Genomic DNA, 24,513 nt, shown 5'->3' with positions numbered 1-24,513 from the left:
CCCAAAGCGCAGTTCGCTCTTGTCGTGGACCGGTTCCACATCTACCTATAGCGCATGACTGCTCCGCTGATTGATCCCTTCGCCCGTGCCATCACCTATCTGCGCGTCTCGGTAACCGACCGCTGCGATTTCCGCTGCGTGTACTGCATGTCCGAGAACATGACCTTCCTGCCCAAGAAAGACCTTCTGACGCTGGAAGAACTGGACCGGATGTGTTCCACCTTTGTGAAGATGGGCGTCGAAAAGCTGCGCATCACCGGCGGGGAACCCCTTGTGCGGCGCAATATCATGACGTTTTTCAATGCCATGACCCGTCATCTGGACAGCGGCGCGCTGAAAGAGCTGACGCTGACCACCAATGGCTCACAGCTTCACCGTTTTGCCGACGATCTTTACGCGGCGGGTGTGCAGCGGGTGAATGTCTCGCTTGATACGCTGGACGATGACAAATTCGCCAAAGTCACCCGATGGGGGCGTCTGAAACAGGTGCTGAACGGCATCGACGCGGCGCAAAAGGCCGGGTTGCGGGTCAAGATCAACGCGGTGGCCCTGAAAGGCTTCAACGAGCCGGAACTGCCCCGCATCACCGAATGGTGCGCAGAGCGTGACATGGACTTGACCTGGATCGAGGTCATGCCAATGGGCGATATCGGCAACGAGGATCGTCTGGATCAGTACTGGTCGCTGAAAGACGTGCGCAAGGAATACGAAAACCACTATGCCGTCACCGATCTGGCCGAGCGCACCGGCGGCCCGGCGCGCTATGTCCGGCTGGAGGAAACAGGCCAGAAGATCGGCTTCATCACGCCCCTGTCCCACAATTTCTGCGAAAGCTGCAACCGCGTGCGCCTGACCTGCACGGGTGAGCTGTATATGTGCCTCGGACAAGAGGATATGGCCGATCTGCGCGCCCCGCTGCGCGATCACCCCGACAGCGGAGCACAGCTTGAAGACGCGATCCGCGCCGCAATCACCCTAAAACCCAAAGGGCATGATTTCGACTATTCCCGTCAGGCCGTCGATGGCCAAATGAGCCGCCACATGAGCCACACGGGCGGCTGACATGCCCGGCCACCCAACGCTGCTGTACCGGCTGTATTGCGGCCTGACGACGATTGCGGCACCTCTGGTCTGGCGCGCGGTGCGCCGCAAACTGCAGGCCGCTGACGTCCCCCCACAGCGTCAACAGGAACGGCTCGGCCACGCCAGCCTGACCCGCCCGCAAGGCCGCCTGATCTGGTTTCACGCCGCAAGCGTCGGTGAAAGCCTGTCGGTTCTGAGCCTGATAAAGAAGCTGGGCGAACGCCTGCCCGATGCCGAGTTCCTGATAACCTCGGGCACCCCGACCTCTGCCGCTCTGATCGAAAAGCGCCTGCCGGCCCGCGCGCGCCACCAATACCCGCCGCTGGACACAGCCGGCCCGGTTAAACGCTTCCTGGACCATTGGACACCCGACGCCGGGATCTTTGTCGAAAGCGAAATATGGCCGCGCCTGATCGTCGAAAGCGCACGGCGGGGCGTGCCGCTGGCCCTGCTCAACGCGCGCCTGTCCGAGAAGTCCGTCAAAGGCTGGAAAAAGCGCCCCAAAACGGCGGGCTTCCTTCTGGATAAATTCCGGCTGTTTCTGACCCAGAACGAAAAGACGGCCAACAACCTGATTGCCATGGGCGCGCAAGCCGACCGGGTGAAACCCGGCACCAACCTCAAGGCCATGTCCGACCCGCTGCCCGTGGACAGCGCAACCTTGAACGAGATACGCGCGCAAATTGCAGATCGCCCCGTCTGGATCGCCAGTTCCACTCATGACGGCGAAGAGGAAACGGTACTTGCGGCGCACAAGGCTTTGCTGGAACGCTGGCCGAACCTTCTGCTGCTGCTGATCCCCCGTCACCCCGAGCGCCGAGGCGACGTTGCCACCCTTCTGCGTCAATCCAACCTACCCGCCGCCTTCCGCGCCGCTGGCGAGCCGATCACCGCCCAAACCCAAGTCTACGTCGCCGACACGCTCGGCGAAACCGGAACTTGGTACGCTATTGGCCCTATAGTCTTTCTTGGCGGATCACTCAAAGAGATCGGGGGCCACAACCCCTTCGAACCCGCCCAGGCCGGGGCCGCAGTCATCACCGGACCGCGCTACTTCAACTTCGCCGAAACTTTCGCCCCACTGGTCGAGGCCAAAGGCGCAATCGAGGTCCAGACCGCCAAAGACCTGTCCGATGCCGTCGAAACCTGGCTGGCAGATGACACCGCCCTGACCCGCGCGCGCGCGGCAGCCCAAACCTGCGTCTTTACCCAAAAGGACGCGCTGGATGCAGTCGTTGAAACGCTCTGCACCCATCTGACCCTCGCCCAATAGGCGCAGGATCCCTCTTCATCTGGCTAAAAATATCTCGGGGGTGTGGGGGCAGAGCCCCCACCCTTTCAATCAGGCCGCCGGCATCCGCTGCTCGACAATCTCAGCCCACCAGCTGCACCCGGCGGGAATGGCCTCGTCGTTAAAATTATATTCCGGGTGGTGCACCATGGCCGTGTCGCCATTGCCAACCAGAATATACGCCCCCGGACGTTCTTCGAGCATGAACGCAAAATCCTCGCCGCCCATCACCAAAGGCGCATCCTCGCAGTCGCCGGAAACAGACCGGGCCACGTCTGCGGCAAACGCGGTCTGCTCGTCACTATTCACCATGACCGGGTAGCCGCGGATATACGTCACGTCCGCAGTGCCGCCGAACGTCGCCGCCACGCCGTTGCAAATCTCGTTGATCCGCTTTTCGGCCAGATCGCGCATCTCCTTGCTCATCGTGCGCACAGTGCCTTTGATCTGCACCGTCTGCGGGATCACGTTGAACGCCTTGGATGACGTCTCGAACGAGGTCACCGACACCACCACCTGATCAATCGGGTCCGCATTGCGCGATGCAATGGTCTGCAATGCCAGCACCGCCTGCGCCGTCATGACAGTCGTATCCACCGTCTCCTGCGGTTTCGCCGCATGACCACCGCGCCCTTCAAAGGTGATATCGAACTGATCGGTCGCCGCAAAGAACGAGCCCGGACGAATCGAGAAACTGCCAACCGGCTTACCGGGCCAGTTGTGCATCCCGTAGACCTCCTGAATGTTCCAGCGATCCATCATGCCGTCTTCGCACATTTCGCGCCCACCGCCGCCGCCTTCTTCGGCAGGCTGGAAGATTACGACAACGGTGCCGTCGAAATTGCGCGTTTCCGACAAGTACTTCGCAGCCCCCAGCAACATCGCCGTGTGGCCATCATGCCCACAGGCATGCATCGCGCCGGGCGTTTTTGAGGCATAGTCCAATCCCGTCGCCTCATGGATCGGCAGCGCGTCCATGTCGGCGCGTAGACCGATGACCTTGCCGTTGCTGTCGGACTTGCCCTTGATCACGCCGACAACGCCAGTGCGGCCGATACCGGTGACGACCTCGTCGCAACCGAACTCCTTGAGTTTCTCGGCCACTACTGCGCTGGTGCGATGCGTTTCGAACAAAATCTCGGGGTTCTCATGCAGATCGCGTCGCCATTCGGTGATTTCGTTCTGCAATTCGGCAAAGCGGTTCTTAACTGGCATTCTTTCTCTCTCCTACTTCAAGCCGCCGGCATCCGGCGCTCGACCATTTCGGCAAACCACGAGCATCCGATTGGGATGATCTCGTCGTTGAAATTATATTCGGGGTGGTGCAGCCCGGCGCTGTCGCCATTGCCCAGAATGATGAAAGCGCCGGGGCGTTCTTCCAGCATGAATGAGAAATCCTCGCCCCCCATCACCATTGGGGCCTCGCCGCAACTTCCACCAACAGCAATCGCGGCTTCTTCTGCATAGCCGGTTTGCTCTTCAGCGTTGATCGTGACCGGAACGCCTTTGTTGTAGGTCACGCTTGCGGTGCCGCCCATCGTGGCGGCGATGCCGGTGGCAACTTCGCTCAGCCGCTTTTCGATCATCTCGCGCATTTCGTTGGAATGCGTGCGTACCGTGCCCCGAAGGCGGGCCGATTGCGGGATCACGTTGAACGCCTTCGATGACGTCTCGACCGAGGTCACAGACAACACACCCTGCTGGATCGGGTCGGCATTGCGCGACACAACCGTTTGCAGGGCCACGATTAACTGAGACAGCATCACTGTGGTGTCCACCGTTTCCTGCGGTTTGGCCGCATGCCCGCCATGACCTTCCAGATGGATGTCGAACTCGTCCGCCGCCGCCAGCAATGGCCCCGAGCGGATGGCGAATTGGCCCGTGGGCAGGCCCGGCACGTTATGCATCGCATAGACTTCCTGAATGCCAAACCGGTCCATCAAACCGTCCTGACACATGGCCTCGGCCCCGTTGCCGCCCTCTTCCGCAGGCTGAAAGATCACAACTGCCGTGCCGTCGAAATTGCGCGTCTCGGCTAGGTACTTTGCAGCGCCCAGAACCATCGCCGTATGACCATCATGGCCGCAGGCATGCATCGCGTCGGCGGTTTTCGAGGCATAATCCAGCCCGGTCTGTTCTTGCATGGGCAGCGCATCCATATCCGCCCGCAACCCAATCGCACGGCCCTGTGTATCTGTCTTGCCCCGGATGATCCCGACCACGCCGGTACGGCCGATGCCTGTGACAACCTCATCACAGCCGAACTCTTTCAGCTTTTTGGCCACCAGGGCGCTGGTGCGGTGGGTGTCGTACAGGATCTCGGGGTGTTCGTGAATGTCGCGCCGCCAGCCGGTAACCTCATCGTGCAGTTCTGCAAGGCGGTTTCTGATCGGCATGTCATTCTCCCTTATCAGGCGATGGGCAATCGTCGTTCCACAATCTCGACAAACCAGCTGCAGCCGGCGGGAATCGCGTCGTCATCGAAATTGTATTCCGGGTGGTGGCACATGGCCGTGTCCCCGTTTCCAACAAAGATGTAGGCTCCGGGCCGTTCTTCAAGCATGTAGGCGAAATCTTCCGATGGCATGATGGGATCGGTGCTGTCATTCACCTTACCCGCAACGGCTGCGGCGGCTTCTGCGGCATAGGTGGTTTCCGCCTCGGAATTCACAGTCACCGGATAGCCGGGGTTCCACTTCACCTGCGCCGATGCGTCAAAGGCCGAGGCCGTATCCTCGGCAATCCGGCGCACGCGGTCTTCGGCAATGGTACGATATTCCGGATCCAGCGTTCTGACGGTGCCTTTCAGCCGGACGGTATGCGCAATCACGTTCGACGCGGAACTGTCTGTTTCAAAAGTGCCGACAGTCAGAACAACCGATTTGATCGGGTCCACCGTGCGCGAGACAACCGATTGCAAAGACACAACAATATGTGACGCAACAAGCGTCGTATCCACCGCGTCATGAGGGGCCGCTGCATGGCCGCCCTTGCCCGTAACGGTGATTTCGAACTCATCCGATGATGCCAGCAAAGCACCGGGCCGGATGGCAAATTCGCCCACCGGAAGGCCGGGCATGTTGTGCATCCCGTAGACCTCTTGAATGTTCCAGCGGTCCATCAGCCCGTCCTGACACATGGCCAAGCCCCCGGCCCCGCCTTCTTCGGCAGGCTGAAAGATCAGTACCACGGTGCCATCGAAATTCCGCGTCTCGGCCAGATAGTGCGCAGCCCCCAACAGCATCGAGGTGTGGCCGTCATGCCCGCAGGCGTGCATCTTGCCGGAAACGGTCGAGGCATAGTCCAGCCCCGTCGCTTCTTCGATCGGCAGGGCGTCCATATCGGCGCGCAGCCCGATCACGCGACCCCTGGTATCCGTGCGGCCCTTGATCACCGCCACGACGCCGGTTTTGCCTATACCGGGCGTGATTTCATCGACGCCAAATTCCTTCAACCGTTCAACAACAAAGGCTGCGGTTTCGTGGACGTCGTACATAAGTTCGGGATGCGCATGCAGGTGGCGACGCCATTTGGTGATTTCACCATGCATCTCGGCAAGTCTGTTTTTCACCGGCATGTCGTGCCTCCTTTGGCGGGTTAGCCCGTCAGCTTTTCCAGCAGCCGTTTCATAAATGCGTGGCCTGCTTCGAACTGCGCGACCGAGATAAACTCGTTCGGCTGATGCGCCTGCGCGATGTCGCCGGGGCCGCAGATGACAGCGGAATAGCCTGCTTCCTGAAACTGACCCGCCTCGGTGCCATAGCTGACCACGTGGCCGGCATTGTCGCCGGTCAGGGCGCGGACCAGGGCCTCGGCCTCCCCATCCTCTTCCGGCACCAGACCGGGGATCGAGAAGTTCTCGGACAGGTCGATCCGCGCCTCGGGGTGGACCGCCTGCATCCGTGCCTCGACCTCGCGCACCTGCTGGAAATACGCGTCGCGCCAATCGGCTTTTCGTTCGTCCGGGACAATGCGGAAGTCCATCATGAACCGGCAATCCTTGGCGGTAATGTTATGCGCCGTACCGCCTTCGATCATGCCCACATGCAGGGTCGACCATGGTGGGTTGAACACCGCAGCGGTATCGCTGGGCCTTGCCGCCTGATTACGTGCATTCTGATCATTTGCCCAATCGATCAGCGGCGCCGCCTGCATGATCGCATTGACACCGGTGTGCATGATCGAGCTGTGGACCTCGAACCCCACCATATGCGTGTCATAGCCAAAGCTGCCCTTGTGCCCTGTGACCGCCTGCATTGTCGAAGGCTCACCCACAATCACGGCAGAGCCTTTGGGCAGAACACCCTGCATCGCCTTGATCATGGGCGGCGCGCCGGTGCAGCCGATCTCTTCGTCGAAACTCAGCGCCAGTTGCAGCGGGCGTTGGAGGTTTGCGTAATGGCCTTCGACCAAGGCCCAGATGGCCAGCGCATCAAACCCCTTCATATCGCAGGTGCCACGCCCGAAATATTTGCCGTCTTTTTCGACAACGGTGAAGGGATCAGTGTCCCACGGTTGCCCGTCCACCGGCACCACATCCGTGTGGCCGGACAGGACTACCGCGCCTTCTTCCCACGGGCCGACATGGGCAAATACCGCCGCCTTGTGCGGCTGGTCCGGGTCGGGCCAGCGATGCGGTTCAATCCCATGTTCCCGCAGATAGCTTTCGACCCAATCAACCAGCGGCAGGTTGGTGTCACGGCTTACGGTCGGGAACGAGATCAGCTTGGTCATGATCTCAAGCGGCGTCAGGCGCTGTGCCATGGAATTTAGTACCCGCTATCCGTCGTCAGGATGAAATGGCCCGGTTCGACCTCATGATAGACCGAGGGTTCAGGCGTGTAGTCGATTGGATGAATTGGCGACGGGATCGGTTTGAAATTCAGGTCTTTTTCCGATTTCCGCTGGTTCGGATCGGCAATCGGAACCGCCTTCATCAGCGCCTGTGTATAGGGGTGCTGAGGGTTCTCGAACACCCGCGCGCGCGGCCCAAGCTCGACGATCCGGCCCAGATACATAACGCCGACATGGTGGCTGACCCGCTCGACCACGGCCATGTCGTGGCTGATGAACAGGTATGACAGGCTGAGTTCGGATTGCAGTTCCATCATCAGGTTCAGAACCTGCGCCTGCACCGACACGTCCAGCGCCGAGACCGCCTCATCCGCGATGATCAGCTTGGGGTTCAGGGCCAGTGCGCGGGCAATCGCGATCCGCTGACGCTGTCCGCCCGACATCTCGTGCGGGAAGCGGCGCATGAAGCTGCGCGGCAGTTGTACCTTGTCGAACAATTGCGCCACGCGGTCCTGTAGTTCCGACCCGGTCGCGACGCCATAGTTGCGCATCGGTTCGGCCACCTGATCAACCAGTTGCATCTGCGGGTTCAGCGAGGCGAACGGGTCCTGAAAGATCATCTGCATGTCCAGCCGCGCCTTGCGCAGGCCGCCGGGATCCAGCTTCATGATATCGACGCCATCCAGATCGATCTCGCCCGCCATTGGCTCGACCAGACGCAGGATCGACCGCCCGGCCGAGGACTTACCACAGCCTGATTCGCCCACAAGGCTTAGCGTTTGACCGCGATTCAACGTAAAGGACACATCCTCGACCGCGTGAACGTTCGAAATCGTGCGGCGCAGCAACCCGCCTTTGACGGGGAAGCGTGTAGTCAGGTTTTTGACCGTCAGCAAAACCTCTTCGGTGCCGGGAATCGGGGCGATGGTCTGGCCTTCTACCCCCAGCAATTTCATCGGCTCGGGCGCGGATTTCCCCTGCATTTCCCCGAGCTTGGGCACCGCAGCCAACAGCGCCTTGGTGTAATCATGCTGCGGGTTTTCGAAGATTTCCTTGACGGTGCCTTCCTCGACCTTGTTGCCACGGAACATAACCACCACGCGGTCGGCCATCTGTGCCACCACAGCCATGTCATGGGTGATAAACATCACCGCCGTGCCGGTTTCCCGCTTCAACCGGTCCATCAGGGCCAGAATCTCGGCCTGAATGGTCACATCCAGCGCCGTGGTCGGCTCGTCCGCGATCAAAAGCCGGGGCTCGCACGCCATTGCCATCGCAATCACAACGCGCTGCCGCATTCCGCCGGACAGTTCATGCGGATATTGCTTCAAACGGCGTTCCGGCTCGGGAATCCTCACCTGACGCAGCAGTTCAAGGGCGCGTTCTTCGGCCTGAGTCTTGGACATATTCTTGTGGATGCGCAGACCTTCGGTCAGTTGTCGGCCCACGGTGAAAACCGGATTCAGGGCTGTCATCGGCTCCTGAAAGATCATTCCGATCTCGTTGCCGCGAATCTGTTTCATCAGATCCTGATCGGCTTTGGACAGGTCCATTTCGTCCCCGTCGCGGCGATCAAACAGCAATTCTCCGCCCGCGATTTCGCCGCCGCCAAACTCGACCAGCCGCATCAAAGACAGCGAGGAAACGGACTTGCCGGACCCGGATTCGCCAACGATACAAACGGTTTCGCCGGGCTTCACCTCGAACGAGACATCCTCGACGCCCACCACGGGGCCATCCTTGGTTTGGAACTCGACCCGAAGTTTTTTTATCTGGGCAATAGGTTGGTCCAGCACGTGCGCACTCCCCTTGGCAGGCTGATTTGTTCGAATGCCCGACGCTAAGGCGCTGAGGCGGGAAAAGTCAAACCCGTCGCAATTTTTCCCGACGGCAACCCTTGCTTTTTTCCAAAGTTCTGTTTCGATACCTCGCGTAACCGTGTTGGGGAGAATACGGCATCACAAAAATGCGAACTGATTTTGCGATATGAAATCAGCGTCTTACCCCCATTGCGGCAACGCCTAATCCGCAGGCCTTGCGGAGAAAATCGAGACACGCAAGTGTCCAACATGGAGTGTATGATGAAAATCAAAGCCCTTTTGCTTGGTGCGATCGCAAGCACGGCGATGGCCCCAATGGCCTTTGCCGAGCGCGGCTCGGACGGCAATGTAAGCATCATCTATTGGCAAGCACCCTCGATCCTGAACCCGTTCCTGTCGGGCGGTACCAAGGATGTGGAATCAGCTTCGCTGGTGATCGAACCGCTGGCGCGCTACGACCAGGACGGCAACATGGTGCCCTTCCTGGCATCGGAAATTCCGACCGTCGAAAATGGTGGTGTCAGCGAGGATCTGACCTCGATCACATGGAAGATCGCACCGGGAATCACCTGGTCGGACGGCACTCCGTTCACTTCGGCAGACGTGAAATTCACTGCTGACTACTGCATGCACCCGGAAGGCGGTTGTGCTCAGGTCACCAAGTTCGAGGGCGTCACCTCGGTCGAAGCGGTGGATGATCTGACCGTCAAAGTCACTTTCGACAAACCGACCCCCTTCCCTTACGGCCCGTTCGTGGGCGGTGAAAGCCCGATCATTCAGGCCGCTCAGTTCGCAGACTGCCTGGGTGCGAAGGCCCCGGAATGCACCGACCAGAACTTTAACCCGATCGGAACCGGCCCGTTTGTCGTCACCGAGTTCAAGCCGAACGACGTGATCACATTCGCAGCCAATGACAACTATCGTGACCCGGCGAAACCGGCCTTCGCGACCGTGACCTTCAAGGGCGGCGGCGATGCAACGGCTGCCGGTCGTGCGGTCATGGAAACCGGCGAGTTCGATTATGCCTGGAACCTGCAGCTTGCGCCCGAAGTGATCGCGCAGATGCAAGAAGGCGGCAAGGGCACCCCGGTCGCAGGCTTTGGCCCGCTGGTCGAGCGTATCATGCTGAACCAGACCAACCCGTCACCCGACCTGCCCGAAGGTGAGCGTTCGACGGCTGCGCATCCGCACCCGTTCCTGCAGGACCCGGCCGTCTACAAGGCGCTGTCCATGGCAATCGACCGGCCGCTGCTGGTTGAGATCGGCTACGGTCAGGCGGGTAAAGTGACCTGTAACTGGGTTCCGGCCCCCGCTGCGTTCAATTCGACCTCGATGAGCTGCGACACGCAGGACATTGAAGGCGCGAAGAAGCTGCTGGATGATGCCGGTATCGTGGACAGCGACGGCGATGGCGTTCGTGAAAAAGACGGCGTTCCGCTGAAAATCGTCTATCAGACCTCGACCAACGCCGTCCGTCAGGACTTCCAGGCGCTGATCAAGGAATGGTGGAGCCAGATCGGTGTTGAAACCGAACTGCGCAACATCAACGCATCGGTCTTCTTCGGTGGTGATCCGGGTTCGCCCGACACGTTCCAGAAGTTCTACGCCGACGTTGAAATGTACGCCAACACCTTCAACGGCACCGACCCGCAGTCCTATCTGGGCAACGGCCTGTGCGACAAAGCTCCGCGTCCGGACACGCAGTGGCAGGGTGAGAACATCAGCCGCTTCTGCAACGAAGAGTTCGACAAGCTGCATGGTCAGCTGGCCGAAACCGCCGGTCTGGAGGCTCGTGCCGAGATCGCGAAGCAGCTGAACGATATCATGGTTCAGAACGGCGGCATGATCCCGCTGGTGCACCGTGGTCGTCTGTCGGCGCACGCAAACACGCTGGGTGGTGTTGTCCTGAACGTTTGGGACAGCGAGCTGTGGAACATTGCGGACTGGTACCGCAAGACCGGTTCCTAAGCGTTAATCTTGCAAAGCCGCGCCCCGACCCGTATCGGGGCGCGGTCATTTGCACACCATCCCAACAAGAAGACGCATATAAAGGCGCCTCTTAATGCTCAACTTTACCATCAGACGACTGGTTCTGGCCGTTCCCACGCTGCTGTTCATCAGCCTCGTCATCTTCCTGCTCCTCGAACTCGCACCCGGCGACCCGATGGCACAGGTTCCGCTCACCGTTCCCCCCGAAGTCAAAGAGAAGATGCGCGAGGCGCTTGGCCTGGGCCAGCCGATGCATATCAGGTTCTGGAAATGGATCGTGCAGTTCTTCTGGATCGAACCGCAGGTGCTGGTCGACCATATGTTCGGCACCACCTTCTCGGAAGGTGATCTGCGAGTGATTTCGTGGCAGACCCGCTCGCCCGTCATGGACATCGTCGTACAGCGCATCCCGCAGACCCTGTGGGTTGTCGGCACCGCCTATGTGGTCGCCATCCTGATCGCCCTGCCCATCGGCATCTATTCCGCTTATCGCCAGTATTCCTGGTTCGACCAGATGGGCACGTTCGTGTCGATGGTCGGCTTCTCGGTCCCGCCGTTTTTCTCGGGCGTTCTGGTGATCGTGATCTTTTCGGTGCAACTGGGCTGGTTCCCGTCGATCTATGACACAACTCTTGTGGTCAACAGTTGGGACAGCTTCATGCTGCAGCTGAAACAGATGATCATGCCCGTCATGGTTCTGGCACTACAGATCACGGCACAGCTTAGCCGCTTCATGCGTGCGTCAATGCTGGACAACCTCAATCAGGATTACGTCCGCACCGCCCGTGCCAAGGGCCTCAGTGAATATACGGTCGTAATGGTGCATGTCCTGCGCAACTCGATGATCCCCGTGGTCACCGTGATCGCGCTGGGTATTCCGGCCATCTTCGGCGGCGCCATCATCACCGAGCAGGTGTTCAAGGTGAACGGCATCGGCCAATTGCTGATCGGGGCCATTCAGGCCAACGACCTGCCGATGGTGCAGACCCTGACCTTCATCTTTGCCGTGCTGATCGTTCTGTTCAACCTGATCGCAGACGTGCTCTACGGCATTCTGGACCCGAGGATTCGTTATGACTGATCATGATCGTACCGATACGCTGGTCCCGGATGAAGGCATTGCACCCGCGTCTACCGCCCTGCCAACTGCAGGCGTGATGGACGACCTGACCACCCCGCCGCGCAGTCAGTGGCGCGACGTGTGGGATCAGTTCAAGACCCACAAGGGCGCGATGATCGGGGCGATGCTGTTCATCTTCATCGTCGCTGCCGTGTATCTTGGCCCCTATGTCTGGACCATCGATCCGACGCAGATCGACATCCGGGCGCGCAATCAGGGGCCAAGCTGGGCGCACCCGTTTGGCACTGACCAACTGGGCCGTGATATTCTGGCGCGGATGATGTCCGGCGGGCAGACCTCGGTCTCGGTGGGTATCACCGCGATGTTGCTGGCGCTGTTCCTGGGCTCGTTCATCGGCGTGGTCGCCGGGTTCTTCAAGCGGCTCGACGGGCCGCTGATGCGCCTGACCGATCTGTTCCTGGCCCTGCCCCTGCTGCCCCTGCTGCTGGTCATGATGCTGCTGTTTCGCGAGCCCTTGTCGGCGGCCTTCGGGCTGGAGCGTGGGATCTTTATCCTGATTGTCTGCGCAATCGGCATCACCTCGTGGATGCCCACCGCACGGATCGTGCGGGGCGACGTGTTGGCGATCAAGGAACGTGAATTCGTTCTGGCCGCGCGTTCTATCGGCACCAGCAACACGCAGATCATCACGCGGCATATCCTGCCGAACGTGCTGTCCCCGATCATGGTTTCGGCCACTTTGGGGATTGCCACGGCGATCATCACCGAAAGCGCGTTGTCCTTCCTTGGGCTGGGTTTCCCACCGGACTTCCCGACCTGGGGTCGTCTGCTGTTCGACGGTGTCGACTATCTGCAGCAATACCCCGAACGTGTGTTCTGGCCCGGTCTGGCGATCTCGCTCACCGTGCTCAGCGTCAACTATCTGGGCGACGGTCTGCGCGACGCGCTGGATCCGCGTATTCGCGGGCGTTAAGCGAACTCAGTCGGCGCGCCTTAGCGCGCCGGCACACACCACGATCAGAACGGCAAGCGGCAGCAATACGGCAAACGCCATCCGCAGCGTCAGCAACTCGGCCAGAAACCCGATCAGCGGCGGCCCGATCAACAGCCCCCCATAACCAAGCGTAGCAACACTGGCGATGGCCTGCCCCGGCGGTATCTGCGGATCATTGGCCGCCCGGCTGAACGCCAATGGCATGATCACCGCATAGCCCACACCCATCAAAGTGAATCCCACCAGCGCCAAAGGCGCGGCCCCTGCCGAGACCACGCAGAACACACCCACCGCCGCAAAGACGCCACCGCCGCGCGCCGCCGCAACCGGCCCGACCCGCGCAATAAGAAAGCCTCCGGCCAGCCTGCACACCACCATCGCGACCGAGAAGACCGCATAGCCCAACGCCGCAACGCTCTCAGCCGCTCCGGTGACATCGCGCAGGAACAAGGCGCTCCAATCGGCGACTGCGCCTTCCCCTAGCGCGCCGCACAGCGCCGTGAAGCCAACAAGGATCAACACGCCGGACGGGAAGGCAAAAACCGCGCCATGCGATTGTTCTGCCCGGCGAGACGTCCACTGCACCCAGGACAGCGCCAAGGCCAAAGCCACGACGACAGCACCTGCGGCAAGAAAGTGCTGCAACACGTTCATCTGCAACTGAACCGCGGCATATCCGCTGATGGCCCCCAGCCCTGCCCCAAGGCTCCACATCGCGTGGAATGAGGACATGAGCGGTTTGTCAAAGGCCTGCTCGACCTCAGCCGCCCAGGCATTCATGGCCACGTCCATCGACCCGTGGAAGGCTCCAAACAGAAACAGAAAGGCGGCCAACATGGTGAAACTGTCCGCCATCGCCAACAGGATCAGGGACCCGGTATAAAGAACGGCTATGATCCGAGTGATCGCGACCGCCCCGAACCGGTCGGTCAGCCGCCCGGTGATGGGAAAGGAACACACTGCCCCCGCCGCCATGAACAGCAGACCATAGCCCAAGTCTTCGTGGCTGAGTTGCAGATGGTCACGGACGGCAGGAATACGGGACGCCCAAATGCCAAACAGAGCACCGTTCAGAATGAACATCGCGGTCACAGCCCGCCATGCCGAAACAACACTGATCATTTGAACGCTCCGATTGGCTTTTCTGCCCGGCCACTACTACAAAGCCTAAGGGCTCGCGCAAGCGTCGTTCACTCCAACCGCTTGCGAATACGGCGCACCGCGAACCACACTGCCAGAATGACAGGCAAGGTTATCAGCGCGGTCAATGTGCCCTTGCTCAACCCCGCGGACGTCAGCGGGTACAACAGGTAACTGACCAGAGAGACCGCATAATAGCTGATCGCAACAACCGACAGCCCCTCGACCGTGTGCTGCAAACGCAGGGCCAGATCAGCGCGGCGATCCATGCTTTCCAGCAATGCCTGATTCTGCGCGCTGCGCTCTACATCCACCCGCGTTCGCAGAAGATCACCCGCCCGAATTGCCCTGTCCGACAAGGTCTGCAGCCGCTTTTCGGTGGATTTTACGGTTCGAATGGCCGGATCGTATCGGCGCATCATGAAGTCCGCAAAGCTCTGCCCACCCTGAAACCGTTCTTCCCGCAACACCTCGATGCGCTGGTTTACGATGGCTTCATAGGCACCGGTGGCCCCAAAGCGAAAGGCACAGCGGGCCGACAAGGTCTCCAACTCGGTTGAAGTTGTCAGAAGATCGGGCAGCAGATCGTCGGGATGTTTGCCGCCGTCGGTCATCTCGACCATCAGCTCGGACAACCGTTTGTCCAACTCACCAATGCGCGGCATCAGGGTTTTAACCCGCGCAAAGCCAAGCATCGACATGGCCTTGTAGGTCTCGATTTCGCACAGGCGCTGGATGACCCGCCCGGTGCGCCTGTTGCCGGTTCCGTCCGAGACAAACAGGGCAAAGCGCATATGCCCGGCCGGATCGATGCGAAAATCACTGGCGCAAATGGCCGCGCCATCCAGAACACCGGCAACGGCCAGACTCTCGGGTTCGAACCAGTCCAGCAGTTGCGCCCTGATCTGCGCGTCATCCGGGCGCGGTACGACGCGCATCAGAATCGAGGTCACCCTTTGGCCCGGGCTGGACATCAGCCAATCAGGCGGAAAGACCTCAAAATCGGCGGGATTGAACGCCCGGTCGCTCACGTTCGGCGTAATGGCCGTGTAGGTGACAAACTCGGTGTGCTGTTCCCATTTCAACCAATGGCGACCGATCTGGCCCGCATAATGCGTTGCTGCGGGTTGCGGATGCGGTGCCCCGTGACGATCCAGAAGATCCGTCAGATGAGCGATATCGTCGCTCTTGTCCCGACCGGCTGCATCAACCGGCATTTTGATCGCAAGGAAGGCAACCGTGCAGGGCACCTGAGCAACCGGAAAGGGCCGCGCATGCAGCTCATTGGCCAGCGCATAGCGCAATGGGTGGTCCTGAATGGGTGTCATAGATCGCTCCGTACCGTGCCACGGACTATATGCGATCCAGAGAATACATCAATTCTCTTTTTATTTCATATACTTACATGAATGCAACGGCATACAAATCCGCTATCTCATTGATTTGGTTGCCACAGTTCAATCGGATTGCCTTCAGGGTCGTGAATTCGGGCGAACTTGCCCACCTCGCTGTCCCAGTCCGGGTTGGTTTCCACAGCGATCCCCGCCGCCTGAAGTTGTTCAGTCAGGGCTGCAAGATCATCGACCCGAAAGTTGATCATCCATTGCTGCACGGCCCTGCCGAAATACTCGGTGTCCTCAGCAAACGGAGCAAATACCGTGTAGCCTTCGCGCTGCTTCCAGGGGGCAGGGTCATAGTGGTTGACGCCCAGATGTGTCTCGTACCAGGCGCTCAGCGCTTTTGGGTCGCGCGCGCGGAAGAACACGCCACCGATACCATTCACCTTTTCCATCTCCGACCTCCTGCATAGTTTGGTTCCGACCCAGATTACCACATTCCGCCCGCTTCATCTGGCCACAAATATCCTGGGGTTTTGGGGGCAAAGCCCCCATTCAAACGCAAAAAAGGGCGCCCATTGGCGCCCTTTGCGTTTGGATTACGACCCGTTTGATCAGTCGATCATAGGCAGCAGTTTGTCCAGCGACTGTTTGGCGTCGCCGTAGAACATGCGGGTGTTTTCCTTGAAGAACAGCGGGTTTTCGATGCCCGAGTACCCGGTGCCCTGACCGCGTTTCGAGACAAACACCTGCTTGGCCTTCCAGCATTCCAGAACCGGCATTCCGGCGATGGGGCTGTTGGGGTCTTCCTGTGCCGCAGGGTTCACGATGTCGTTCGAGCCGATGACAATGGCCACATCCGTATCCGGGAAGTCATCGTTGATCTCGTCCATCTCCAGCACGATGTCATAGGGCACCTTGGCCTCGGCCAGCAGCACGTTCATGTGGCCCGGCAGACGGCCCGCGACCGGGTGGATCGCAAAGCGCACCTCTTTGCCCTTGGCGCGCAGCTTGCGGACCAGCTCGGAAACCGATTGCTGCGCCTGCGCCACGGCCATGCCGTAACCGGGGATGATGATCACGCTGTCGGCCTCGTTCAGCGCGGCGGCCACGCCATCGGCGTCAATCGCCACTTGTTCGCCTTCAACGGCCATCTGCTCGCCCTGCGGGCCACCAAAGCCGCCCAGGATCACGCTGACAAAGTGACGGTTCATCGCCTTGCACATGATGTAGGACAGGATCGCACCGGACGAGCCCACCAGCGCACCAACAACGATCAGCAGGTCGTTGCCCAGCGAGAAGCCGATCGCCGCAGCCGCCCAGCCCGAGTAGCTGTTCAGCATCGACACAACCACCGGCATGTCGGCCCCGCCGATGCCCATGATCAGGTGATAACCGATGAACAGCGCCGCCAGTGTCATCAGGATCAGCGGCAGCAGACCGCCCGACATAGTGTACCAGACCAGACAGATCAGCGACAGACCAGCAGCCGCCGCATTCAGCGCATGACCGCCGGGCAGCTTGGTCGCCGCCGAGGTCACCTTGCCCGCCAGCTTGCCATAGGCCACGACCGACCCGGTAAAGGTGATCGCACCGATGAAGATGCCCAGGAACAGCTCGACATGCAGGATCGCCAGCTCGGCCGAGGTTTTCTTGGCGATCAGCTTGGCAAACGCGCCCAGATCGCTCAGATCCGCCTGAGACGCGCTGTCGGCAATCGCCATGACCTGCGCCACGTTGCCGATCTCAAAATGCGCGTTGAAGCCCACAAACACAGCCGCCAGACCCACCAGCGAGTGCATCGCGGCCACCAGCTGCGGCATCTCGGTCATCTGGACGCGCTGCGCCACATATTGACCGATCAGACCACCGCCCGCGATCAGCAGCAGCGACAGCAGCCACAGACCCGAACCGGGGCCAACCAGCGTGGCAAAGACCGCCAGCGCCATACCGACGATGCCATACCAGACCGCGCGCTTGGCGCTTTCCTGGTTCGACAGACCGCCGAGCGAAAGGATGAACAGAACAGCTGCAACAACATAGGCGGCAGTGGTGAAGCCAAATTCCATGTGCCCGGCCTCCTTAAGATTTCTGGAACATGGCGAGCATGCGCCGGGTTACGAGGAAGCCGCCGAAGATGTTGATCCCGGCCATGAAGACGGACAGCGCCGCCAGCAGAATGACCAGGAACGACCCCGATCCGATCTGCATCAACGCCCCAACGATGATGATCGACGAGATCGCGTTGGTGATCGCCATCAGCGGTGTGTGCAGGCTGTGCGCGACGCCCCAGATCACCTGGAAGCCCACGAAGATGGCCAGCACAAAGACAATGAAGTGCTGCATGAAGCTGGCCGGGGCGATCAGCCCCACCAGCAGCATCAGCGCGCCGCCGACCCCCAGCAGGGTGAACTGCTGTTTGGTCTGCGCTTTGAAGGCCGCAATTTCCTGCGCCTTTTTCTCTTCCGGGGTCAGTTCCTTGACCTCGGGTTTCTTCTGCGCCGCAATCGCCTGCACTTTCGGCGGTGGCGGCGGGAAGGTGATCTCGCCCTCATGGGTCACGGTCGCGCCGCGGATCACGTCATCTTCCATGTTGTGATTGATCTGGCCGTCCTTTTCAGGCGTCAGGTCAGTCATCATGTGACGGATGTTCGTCGCATAAAGCGACGAGGACTGCGCCGCCATCCGACTGGGGAAGTCGGTATAGCCGATGATGGTCACGCCATTGTCGGTCACGATCTTCTCATCCGCCACGGTCAGCTTGCAGTTGCCGCCCTTTTCCGCCGCAAGGTCAACGATGACCGAGCCCGGCTTCATGCTTTCGACCATGTCCTTGGTCCAAAGCTCAGGCGCTTCGCGGTTCGGGATCAGCGCCGTGGTGATGACGATATCCATTTCTGGCGCCAACTCACGGAACTTGGCCAGCTGCGCGTTGCGGAATTCTTCCGACTGAACGCTGGCATAGCCGCCGGTGGCCGCGCCATCCTGCTGCTGTTCCTCAAAATCCAGATAGACGAACTCGGCGCCCATCGATTCGACCTGCTCGGCCACTTCGGGGCGCACGTCGAACGCATAGGTGATCGCACCCAGCGAGGTCGAGGTCCCGATCGCCGCCAGACCGGCCACACCGGCCCCCACGATCAGCACCTTGGCAGGCGGCACCTTACCCGCCGCCGTCACCTGACCGGTGAAGAACCGGCCAAAGTTGTTGCCCGCCTCAATGACCGCACGATAACCGGCGATATTGGCCATCGAGGACAGCGCGTCCATCTTCTGCGCGCGGCTGATCCGAGGCACCATCTCCATCGCGATCACATTCGCGCCCTTGGATTTGGCCAGCTCCATGCCTTCTTCGTTCCCGGCAGGATTGAAGAAGGAAATCAGGGTCTTGCCCTTGGTCAGACGCTTGAGTTCCGTCGCATTCGGCTGGCGCACCTTGGCAACAATGTCAGCCTCTTTCCACAGCGCCGCCGCGGTCTTCACAACCTCAACACCCGCCGCCTCATAAACCGCATCCGAAAACCCGGCCGCAGCCCCCGCACCCGTCTCAATCAGGCACGCATACCCCAGCTTCTGCAACTGAACCGCAGACTCAGGCGTCATCGCAACCCGATTCTCACCCTCATATATCTCTCTTGGTGTGCCTATTTTCACTGGCAATCTCCCGTGGTTCCAAGGCCGAGCAGGTCCTCGGTATTGATTGTTAAGAAAACGTGTATCTCGCGCAATTTTGTTTCGCAAGCGCAGCATTTGTTACGTTGTGTCATTGCCGCCCCCTCCTAAACCCAGCGCCGTGTCTTGCGTTCGTAGCGGGCGAAATCGGCGCGAAAGGTGCGGCGCAGCCGGTCTTCTTCGGGCAGAATGAAGCGCCGCTCCAACACCCAGACAAAGATCGGGACAAGGGCAAGCGACACGACCGCGTCGAACCGCAGGATCAGCCCTGCCAAAATAAGAACGTCGCCCAGATAGATCGGGTTGCGGCTGCGCTTGTAGATGCCGGACTGCACCATCGCGCTGGGTGTTCCATGGGGGATGACGGTGGTCTGATGCCGCCGAAACTCGACAACGGCCAGGACCGCCAGAAGGATGCCGCCGCCGATCAGCACTCCGCTGATCAGATCGGTCAGCCCCCCGTCAAGCGACAGACCAAAGCTGAGGAACCGCGCCTGCAGCCAGGCCAACAGGACAAAACCCGCAAGCCAAACAGGGGGAACATCGATCCAGCGCATTGCAATCCTCGAAGATTGACGCCACGTAAGGGCACGTGTCGTTTCTGGGCGCTGTCCTATCGTTTTCAGGCCAAAATAGCAAAACCCCAGTATGTCGCATCAATGGACAGGGCGGCGGGGATCGTTTACGCCCAAGGTAACCCGCGACTTTGAAACGAAAAAGTGAGCTGCCATGACTGATTTCGCCGCAACCAAGGCCATGTTCACGCTGCCCGATGGCATGGTATATCTGGACGGGAACTCTTTGGGGCCTGTTCCCAAAGGGGCGGCGGGCCGGGTTCAGGCCATGATGTCCGACGAATGGGGCCAGATGCTGATCACGGGCTGGAACAAGGCCGGTTGGATGGGGATGCCGGTAGGTCTGGGCGACCGGATCGGGCGGCTGGTCGGGGCCGAACCGGGCAGCGTTGTTGTCGGCGACACGTTGTCGATCAAGGTTTATCAGGCCGTTGCCTCGGCTTTGGAACTGAACCCGGACCGCCGGGTTGTGCTGTCGGACAATGGCAACTTCCCGTCCGATCTGTATATGGCCGACGGGCTGTTGCGATCGCTCGGCGCGGACTACGAACTGCGCGTGGTTGACCCTGAACAGGTGGCCGAAGCGATCACGGATGAGATCGCCGTTCTGATGCTGACCGAGGTCGATTACCGCACCGGGCGGATGCATGACATGAAGGCGCTGACAGAACAGGCCCATGCCAAAGGCGTGGTGACGGTTTGGGATCTGGCGCATTCGGCAGGTGCGATCCCGGTGGATCTGGCCGGGTGCAATGCCGATTTCGCCGTGGGTTGCACCTATAAATATCTCAACGGCGGACCGGGTGCGCCCGCCTTTATCTACGTCGCACCGCGCCTTTCAGACCAGGTGCGCCCGGCCTTGTCCGGCTGGTTGGGGCACGAGGCCCCGTTCGCCTTTGATCTGGATTATCGCCCCGGTGCCGGGATCGAACGGATGCGGGTCGGGACCCCGCCGGTTATTCAGATGACCGCCCTGTCGGCAGCGATGGACATCTGGGACATGGCCGAGATGGCGGATGTTCGCACCAAGTCCATTGAACTGACCCAGCGCTTTATTACCCGCGTCGAGGCCACCTGCCCTGATCTGGAACTTGCCAGTCCCCGTGATCCGGCCCAGCGCGGCAGCCAGATCTCATTCCGGTTCTCTGACGGTTATGCCGCGATGCAGGCGCTTATTGCCCGTGGCGTGATCGGAGATTTCCGGGCCCCGGACATCATGCGCTTTGGGTTCACACCGCTTTACATCGATGAAGGGGATGTGGATTGGGCCGTCGAAATACTGGCGGATATCATGAGCAACCGGCTTTGGGACCGGCCCGAATACAAGATCCGCCAGCGGGTTACCTGACCTCCAACCCGGCCCCGATCAACGCCGCCAACTGGGCAATGCGCTGTTCAAAATCCTGAGCACTGGATGAGGTCAGCTTGATGCCCTTCAGGCTTGCTGTAATGGTCGTGGCCGTCTCATGCGGCGCGGCGAAGATTTGCGCACGGCCTTCGGCTTGCATCCTGGTCAGCCACGCGGCGAAAAGATCGGTCAGATCGGCCTCACCCTGTTCGACTATGTCGGTCGACATGGATTTGGTCGTATCCAGCATTTCAACCCCATGGGGCGAGGCCAGAATAGCCGCCATACCATCCATTTGTGCCCTGACCGCTGACGCAAGGACGTCCGAAACCGATCCTTCGCCCGCCAGAGCCTCGGCCACGGCGGCAATCTTTTCTGCGTAATGCAGTTGCGTCAGCTCGCGAACGATCGCCTCTTTGTTCTTATAGTGCAGATAGACAGCAGGACGGGACATTCCAGCGCCGCGCGCTATGTCGTCCATCGAGGTCTTGCGGAAGCCATAGCTGGAAAACGCCTGAAACGCCGAGTCCAGGATGGCCTTTTGCCGCTTGTCTTCACTTGAATCTTTCATTTCCGAAGCTCTGACAGTTTTCGTCTATTTTGTCAATTGACACACTGACACTTTTCACCAATTATGTCAAAAACTGCCACAGCGAGCGAGAGGTGTGCCATGGCGACCACCCTGAAAATCAACGGAACAGCGCATCAGGTTGACCTGCCTGATGACGTCCCCCTGCTTTGGGTTTTGCGGGACGAGGTCGGATTGACCGGCACCAAATTCGGCTGCGGCGTCGCTGCCTGCGGGGCCTGCACGGTTCATATCGATGGCGAGGCTGTTCGATCCTGTCAGGTCGCCCTGTCGGATGTCTGGGGCGATGTGACCACGATCGAAGGCGTCGGCAGCCCCGCGGCGATGTCGGCGATCCAGCAGGCTTGGGTTGACCATCAGGTGGCGCAATGCGGCTATTGCCAGTCCGGACAGATCATGCAGGCGGCGGCTTTGCTGGCCGAAAACCCCTCGCCCACGGACACTGACATTGACGAGGCGATGCAGGGCAACCTGTGCCGCTGTGGCACCTACCCCCGCATCCGCGCAGCGATCCACGACGCTGCTGGCAAGTTGAAGGAGGCGTAAGTTATGGGCAAAGTTGGAAAAATCCTGCGCCGCACCTTCCTGATCGGGTCTGCCGCTATTGTTGGCGGCGTGGCCTTTGGGGCCTATTACGTCACCCGGCCCGCCGCCAACCCGCTGAAACCCGGCGACGGCGAGGCCGCGCTGAACCCGTTCATCCTGATCGACCAGAACGGCGTGACGCTGTTTGCCCCCCGCGCCGAGATGGGACAGGGCGTGCAAACCACCTGGGCCGCGTTGATTGCCGAGGAGTTGGACGTCGATCTGGACCAGATCACCGTTCTGCATGGCCCTGCAGCGGCGGCCTATTACAACTCGGCCCTGATTGGTGAAGGTCTGCCCAACAAGGGCTACGATATCTCGAATTTCCAGCACAATCTGGGCGAGGCTCTGGGCGTTCTGGGCAGAACACTCAGCCTGCAGGTCACCGGCGGTTCGACCTCGATGAAGGACGGGTTCGAACGAATGCGTCAGGCCGGGGCATCGGCGCGGGAGACGCTGAAACGGGCTGCGGCGGACCGGTTGGGCGTTGACCCCTCGCAACTGCAAACCGCCTCGGGCCATGCGATCGCCCCCAATGGCGACAAGATCGCATATACCGAGCTTGCGATGGACGCCGCCGGATTGGAGCCGGTCGAGGTGCCCCTGCGCGATCCGTCCGAATGGCGCTATCTTGGTCAGACCCAGCCGCGTCTGGATATGGTGGAAAAGGCCACCGGCACCGCTGAATTCGGCGTCGATGTGCGCCTGCCCGGCATGAAATTCGCCGCCGTTCGTATGAACCCCAAACTGGGCGGAGCGATGAACGGCTTTGATGACAGCACCGCAAAATCCATGCCCGGCGTCGAACAGATCGTCGATCTGGGCACCGGCGTTGCGGTCATTGCCAACAACACCTGGCTCGCCAATCAGGCGGTCGAGGCCATCGAGGTCGACTGGGGCGACGCGCCCTATCCGCCCGACACCGATGGTATCTTCGCCAAGATCGCCGAAGCCTTTGACGACTCGCCGAACTCGACCATGCGCGACGACGGCGATGTCAGCGTCACGCCCGAAGGCGCAACCGAGATCACGGCGGAATACCAGCTGCCCTACCTCGCCCACGCGACGATGGAGCCGATGAACGCCACTGCGCTTTACACCGGAGACGCGCTGGAGCTGTGGTGCGGCAATCAGGCCCCGACCCTGATCCAGTTCCGCGTCGCCAACACCGCCGGACTAGAGACCGAGCAGGTGCAGATTCACACCACCTATCTGGGCGGCGGATTCGGTCGGCGCGGAGAGCTGGACTTTGGCGAGATCGCCACCAAGGTTGCCATGGCCATGCCCGGAACCCCGGTGCAAACCACCTGGAGCCGCGAAGAAGACATGCGCCACGACTATTTCCGCCCCGGCGCCATCGCCCGGATGCGGGGCGCGGTTCAGGACGGCAAGGCAGTTCTGATCGACGGTCAAGTGGCGGCACAATCCTGCACGCAGCAGGCGGTCGGGCGCTACACCGGCCTTCCCGGCGCGGGTCCGGACAAGGTGCTGGTCGAAGGGTTCTTTAACCAGCCCTACGCCGTTCCGAACTATCGCATGAGCGGCCATATCGCCGATCTGAATGTCCCCGTTGGCTTCTGGCGCTCGGTCGGGAACAGCCACAACGGGTTTTTTCATGAAACCTTCATGGACGAACTGGCCCACGCCGCTGGCCGCGATCCGCTGGAATTCCGGCTGGAGTTGATGAAGGGCGAACATGCACCCTCGGCCGGTTGCCTGGAAGCAGTGAAAGAAATGTCCGGCTGGACGGGTCAAACACCCAACGGCGTCGGGCGCGGCGTGGCCTTTACGTACAGCTTCGGAACACCTGTGGCTCAGGTCATCGAAGTGGTCGACGAAGACGGCACCATCCGCATCAACAAAGCGTGGATCGCCTGCGACATGGGGCTGGCGCTGGACCCGGAAAACGTCAAGGCCCAGTTGTTTGGCGGCATGATGTATGGCCTGTCGGCGGCCTGTTACGGCGAGATCACCTTTGCCGAAGGCGAGGTCGAGCAGTACAACTTCCCCGACTACGACGCGATCCGCATGCACACAGCCCCGCAGGTCGAGGTGCGCGTGCTGGAAACCAACCGTCATATGGGCGGCGCGGGCGAGCCCGGCACGCCGCCTTCAATGCCAGCACTAGGCAACGCACTGTTCGACCTGACCGGCGAACGCGCCCGCACCCTGCCGTTGATGAAGCAGTTCAATCTGCTGATCTGAGCGAACACCC

20 protein-coding genes are annotated in these 24,513 nt (G+C 60.5%); 8 read left to right on the top strand and 12 right to left on the bottom strand.

Annotation, left to right across the window (positions count from 1 at the left end):
* Positions 1-54: 54 nt before the first annotated feature.
* Positions 55-1,062 carry a GTP 3',8-cyclase MoaA gene (gene moaA / locus ACR0KJ_RS00725; RefSeq protein ID WP_480625736.1) on the top strand — a complete coding sequence of 336 codons (1,008 nt, stop codon included), beginning with the start codon at positions 55-57 and terminating at the stop codon, positions 1,060-1,062.
* Position 1,063: 1 nt separating this feature from the next.
* Positions 1,064-2,356 carry a 3-deoxy-D-manno-octulosonic acid transferase gene (locus ACR0KJ_RS00720; protein ID WP_170451981.1) on the top strand — a complete coding sequence of 431 codons (1,293 nt, stop codon included), beginning with the start codon at positions 1,064-1,066 and terminating at the stop codon, positions 2,354-2,356.
* Between the two features lie 69 nt (positions 2,357-2,425).
* Here ACR0KJ_RS00720 and ACR0KJ_RS00715 read toward each other — a convergent pair whose 3' ends face one another.
* From ACR0KJ_RS00715 to ACR0KJ_RS00695, 5 genes are read right to left on the bottom strand one after another with little or no spacing between them, the layout of a single operon-like run.
* Entirely contained in the window at positions 2,426-3,589 is a 1,164-nt protein-coding gene (locus ACR0KJ_RS00715) for a M20 aminoacylase family protein (protein ID WP_170451983.1), read from the bottom strand.
* 17 nt (positions 3,590-3,606) lie between these two features.
* Positions 3,607-4,770 (bottom strand): M20 aminoacylase family protein, encoded by a 1,164-nt coding sequence (locus tag ACR0KJ_RS00710; RefSeq protein WP_480625735.1) that lies wholly within the window; start codon positions 4,768-4,770, stop codon positions 3,607-3,609.
* A 14-nt stretch (positions 4,771-4,784) separates the two neighbouring features.
* Positions 4,785-5,951 (bottom strand): M20 aminoacylase family protein, encoded by a 1,167-nt coding sequence (locus ACR0KJ_RS00705; protein WP_480625734.1) that lies wholly within the window; start codon positions 5,949-5,951, stop codon positions 4,785-4,787.
* A 20-nt stretch (positions 5,952-5,971) separates the two neighbouring features.
* Entirely contained in the window at positions 5,972-7,138 is a 1,167-nt protein-coding gene (argE, locus tag ACR0KJ_RS00700) for an acetylornithine deacetylase (protein ID WP_170451989.1), read from the bottom strand.
* A 5-nt stretch (positions 7,139-7,143) separates the two neighbouring features.
* Positions 7,144-8,964, bottom strand: coding sequence for an ABC transporter ATP-binding protein (locus ACR0KJ_RS00695; protein WP_170451991.1), 1,821 nt, complete (start codon positions 8,962-8,964; stop codon positions 7,144-7,146).
* Between the two features lie 285 nt (positions 8,965-9,249).
* On the opposite strand from ACR0KJ_RS00695, the gene ACR0KJ_RS00690 reads away from it, so the two are divergent.
* From ACR0KJ_RS00690 to ACR0KJ_RS00680, 3 genes are all read left to right on the top strand, one after another.
* The gene (locus ACR0KJ_RS00690; protein WP_170451993.1) at positions 9,250-10,956 is read left to right on the top strand and encodes a peptide ABC transporter substrate-binding protein; all 1,707 of its coding nucleotides are present in this window, start codon (positions 9,250-9,252) and stop codon (positions 10,954-10,956) included.
* A 94-nt stretch (positions 10,957-11,050) separates the two neighbouring features.
* The gene (locus tag ACR0KJ_RS00685; protein ID WP_170523487.1) at positions 11,051-12,058 is read left to right on the top strand and encodes an ABC transporter permease; all 1,008 of its coding nucleotides are present in this window, start codon (positions 11,051-11,053) and stop codon (positions 12,056-12,058) included.
* Positions 12,051-13,031, top strand: coding sequence for an ABC transporter permease (locus ACR0KJ_RS00680; RefSeq protein ID WP_170451997.1), 981 nt, complete (start codon positions 12,051-12,053; stop codon positions 13,029-13,031). Before ACR0KJ_RS00685 ends, ACR0KJ_RS00680 begins: the two co-directional genes overlap by 8 nt.
* Before the next feature lie 6 nt (positions 13,032-13,037).
* Here ACR0KJ_RS00680 and ACR0KJ_RS00675 read toward each other — a convergent pair whose 3' ends face one another.
* From ACR0KJ_RS00675 to ACR0KJ_RS00650, 6 genes are all read right to left on the bottom strand, one after another.
* Entirely contained in the window at positions 13,038-14,174 is a 1,137-nt protein-coding gene (locus ACR0KJ_RS00675) for an MFS transporter (protein ID WP_170523484.1), read from the bottom strand.
* A 68-nt stretch (positions 14,175-14,242) separates the two neighbouring features.
* The gene (locus tag ACR0KJ_RS00670; protein ID WP_480625733.1) at positions 14,243-15,520 is read right to left on the bottom strand and encodes a DUF3422 family protein; all 1,278 of its coding nucleotides are present in this window, start codon (positions 15,518-15,520) and stop codon (positions 14,243-14,245) included.
* A gap of 107 nt (positions 15,521-15,627) precedes the next feature.
* Complete coding sequence (locus ACR0KJ_RS00665; RefSeq protein ID WP_170452003.1) at positions 15,628-15,984, bottom strand: VOC family protein; 357 nt, start codon at positions 15,982-15,984, stop codon at positions 15,628-15,630.
* Positions 15,985-16,143: 159 nt separating this feature from the next.
* Positions 16,144-17,598 (bottom strand): NAD(P)(+) transhydrogenase (Re/Si-specific) subunit beta, encoded by a 1,455-nt coding sequence (locus ACR0KJ_RS00660; RefSeq protein WP_170452005.1) that lies wholly within the window; start codon positions 17,596-17,598, stop codon positions 16,144-16,146.
* Positions 17,599-17,611: 13 nt separating this feature from the next.
* Positions 17,612-19,183, bottom strand: a complete 1,572-nt coding sequence (locus tag ACR0KJ_RS00655; RefSeq protein WP_170452007.1) for a Re/Si-specific NAD(P)(+) transhydrogenase subunit alpha — start codon at positions 19,181-19,183, stop codon at positions 17,612-17,614.
* 125 nt (positions 19,184-19,308) lie between these two features.
* Positions 19,309-19,758 (bottom strand): methyltransferase family protein, encoded by a 450-nt coding sequence (locus ACR0KJ_RS00650; protein WP_170452009.1) that lies wholly within the window; start codon positions 19,756-19,758, stop codon positions 19,309-19,311.
* 172 nt (positions 19,759-19,930) lie between these two features.
* On the opposite strand from ACR0KJ_RS00650, the gene kynU reads away from it, so the two are divergent.
* The gene (gene kynU, locus ACR0KJ_RS00645) at positions 19,931-21,124 is read left to right on the top strand and encodes a kynureninase (protein WP_480625732.1); all 1,194 of its coding nucleotides are present in this window, start codon (positions 19,931-19,933) and stop codon (positions 21,122-21,124) included.
* Here kynU and ACR0KJ_RS00640 read toward each other — a convergent pair.
* The gene (locus ACR0KJ_RS00640) at positions 21,117-21,695 is read right to left on the bottom strand and encodes a TetR/AcrR family transcriptional regulator (protein WP_170523459.1); all 579 of its coding nucleotides are present in this window, start codon (positions 21,693-21,695) and stop codon (positions 21,117-21,119) included. The genes kynU and ACR0KJ_RS00640 overlap by 8 nt on opposite strands.
* Positions 21,696-21,794: 99 nt before the next feature.
* On the opposite strand from ACR0KJ_RS00640, the gene ACR0KJ_RS00635 reads away from it, so the two are divergent.
* Together ACR0KJ_RS00635 and ACR0KJ_RS00630 are read left to right on the top strand one after the other, a co-directional pair.
* On the top strand, positions 21,795-22,259 hold the full coding sequence (locus ACR0KJ_RS00635; RefSeq protein ID WP_170452014.1) for a (2Fe-2S)-binding protein: 465 nt from the start codon (positions 21,795-21,797) through the stop codon (positions 22,257-22,259).
* A gap of 3 nt (positions 22,260-22,262) precedes the next feature.
* A complete protein-coding gene (locus ACR0KJ_RS00630) occupies positions 22,263-24,503 on the top strand; it encodes a xanthine dehydrogenase family protein molybdopterin-binding subunit (protein ID WP_480625731.1) in 2,241 nt (746 codons plus the stop codon).
* Positions 24,504-24,513 lie beyond the last annotated feature (10 nt).

Source organism: Ruegeria sp. AD6, assembly GCF_056542325.1.
This window is presented reverse-complemented; position numbering and strand designations above follow the sequence as displayed.

Excerpts from the sequence above, each read along its gene's own strand:
- moaA (WP_480625736.1), top strand. The coding sequence starts at position 55 with ATGACTGCTCCGCTGATTGATCCCTTCGCCCGTGCCATCACCTATCTG.
- ACR0KJ_RS00720 (WP_170451981.1), top strand. The coding sequence starts at position 1,064 with ATGCCCGGCCACCCAACGCTGCTGTACCGGCTGTATTGCGGCCTGACG.
- ACR0KJ_RS00715 (WP_170451983.1), bottom strand. The coding sequence starts at position 3,589 with ATGCCAGTTAAGAACCGCTTTGCCGAATTGCAGAACGAAATCACCGAA.
- ACR0KJ_RS00710 (WP_480625735.1), bottom strand. The coding sequence starts at position 4,770 with ATGCCGATCAGAAACCGCCTTGCAGAACTGCACGATGAGGTTACCGGC.
- ACR0KJ_RS00705 (WP_480625734.1), bottom strand. The coding sequence starts at position 5,951 with ATGCCGGTGAAAAACAGACTTGCCGAGATGCATGGTGAAATCACCAAA.
- argE (WP_170451989.1), bottom strand. The coding sequence starts at position 7,138 with ATGGCACAGCGCCTGACGCCGCTTGAGATCATGACCAAGCTGATCTCG.
- ACR0KJ_RS00690 (WP_170451993.1), top strand. The coding sequence starts at position 9,250 with ATGAAAATCAAAGCCCTTTTGCTTGGTGCGATCGCAAGCACGGCGATG.
- ACR0KJ_RS00685 (WP_170523487.1), top strand. The coding sequence starts at position 11,051 with ATGCTCAACTTTACCATCAGACGACTGGTTCTGGCCGTTCCCACGCTG.
- ACR0KJ_RS00680 (WP_170451997.1), top strand. The coding sequence starts at position 12,051 with ATGACTGATCATGATCGTACCGATACGCTGGTCCCGGATGAAGGCATT.
- ACR0KJ_RS00675 (WP_170523484.1), bottom strand. The coding sequence starts at position 14,174 with ATGATCAGTGTTGTTTCGGCATGGCGGGCTGTGACCGCGATGTTCATT.
- ACR0KJ_RS00670 (WP_480625733.1), bottom strand. The coding sequence starts at position 15,520 with ATGACACCCATTCAGGACCACCCATTGCGCTATGCGCTGGCCAATGAG.
- ACR0KJ_RS00665 (WP_170452003.1), bottom strand. The coding sequence starts at position 15,984 with ATGGAAAAGGTGAATGGTATCGGTGGCGTGTTCTTCCGCGCGCGCGAC.
- ACR0KJ_RS00660 (WP_170452005.1), bottom strand. The coding sequence starts at position 17,598 with ATGGAATTTGGCTTCACCACTGCCGCCTATGTTGTTGCAGCTGTTCTG.
- ACR0KJ_RS00650 (WP_170452009.1), bottom strand. The coding sequence starts at position 19,758 with ATGCGCTGGATCGATGTTCCCCCTGTTTGGCTTGCGGGTTTTGTCCTG.
- kynU (WP_480625732.1), top strand. The coding sequence starts at position 19,931 with ATGACTGATTTCGCCGCAACCAAGGCCATGTTCACGCTGCCCGATGGC.
- ACR0KJ_RS00640 (WP_170523459.1), bottom strand. The coding sequence starts at position 21,695 with ATGAAAGATTCAAGTGAAGACAAGCGGCAAAAGGCCATCCTGGACTCG.
- ACR0KJ_RS00635 (WP_170452014.1), top strand. The coding sequence starts at position 21,795 with ATGGCGACCACCCTGAAAATCAACGGAACAGCGCATCAGGTTGACCTG.
- ACR0KJ_RS00630 (WP_480625731.1), top strand. The coding sequence starts at position 22,263 with ATGGGCAAAGTTGGAAAAATCCTGCGCCGCACCTTCCTGATCGGGTCT.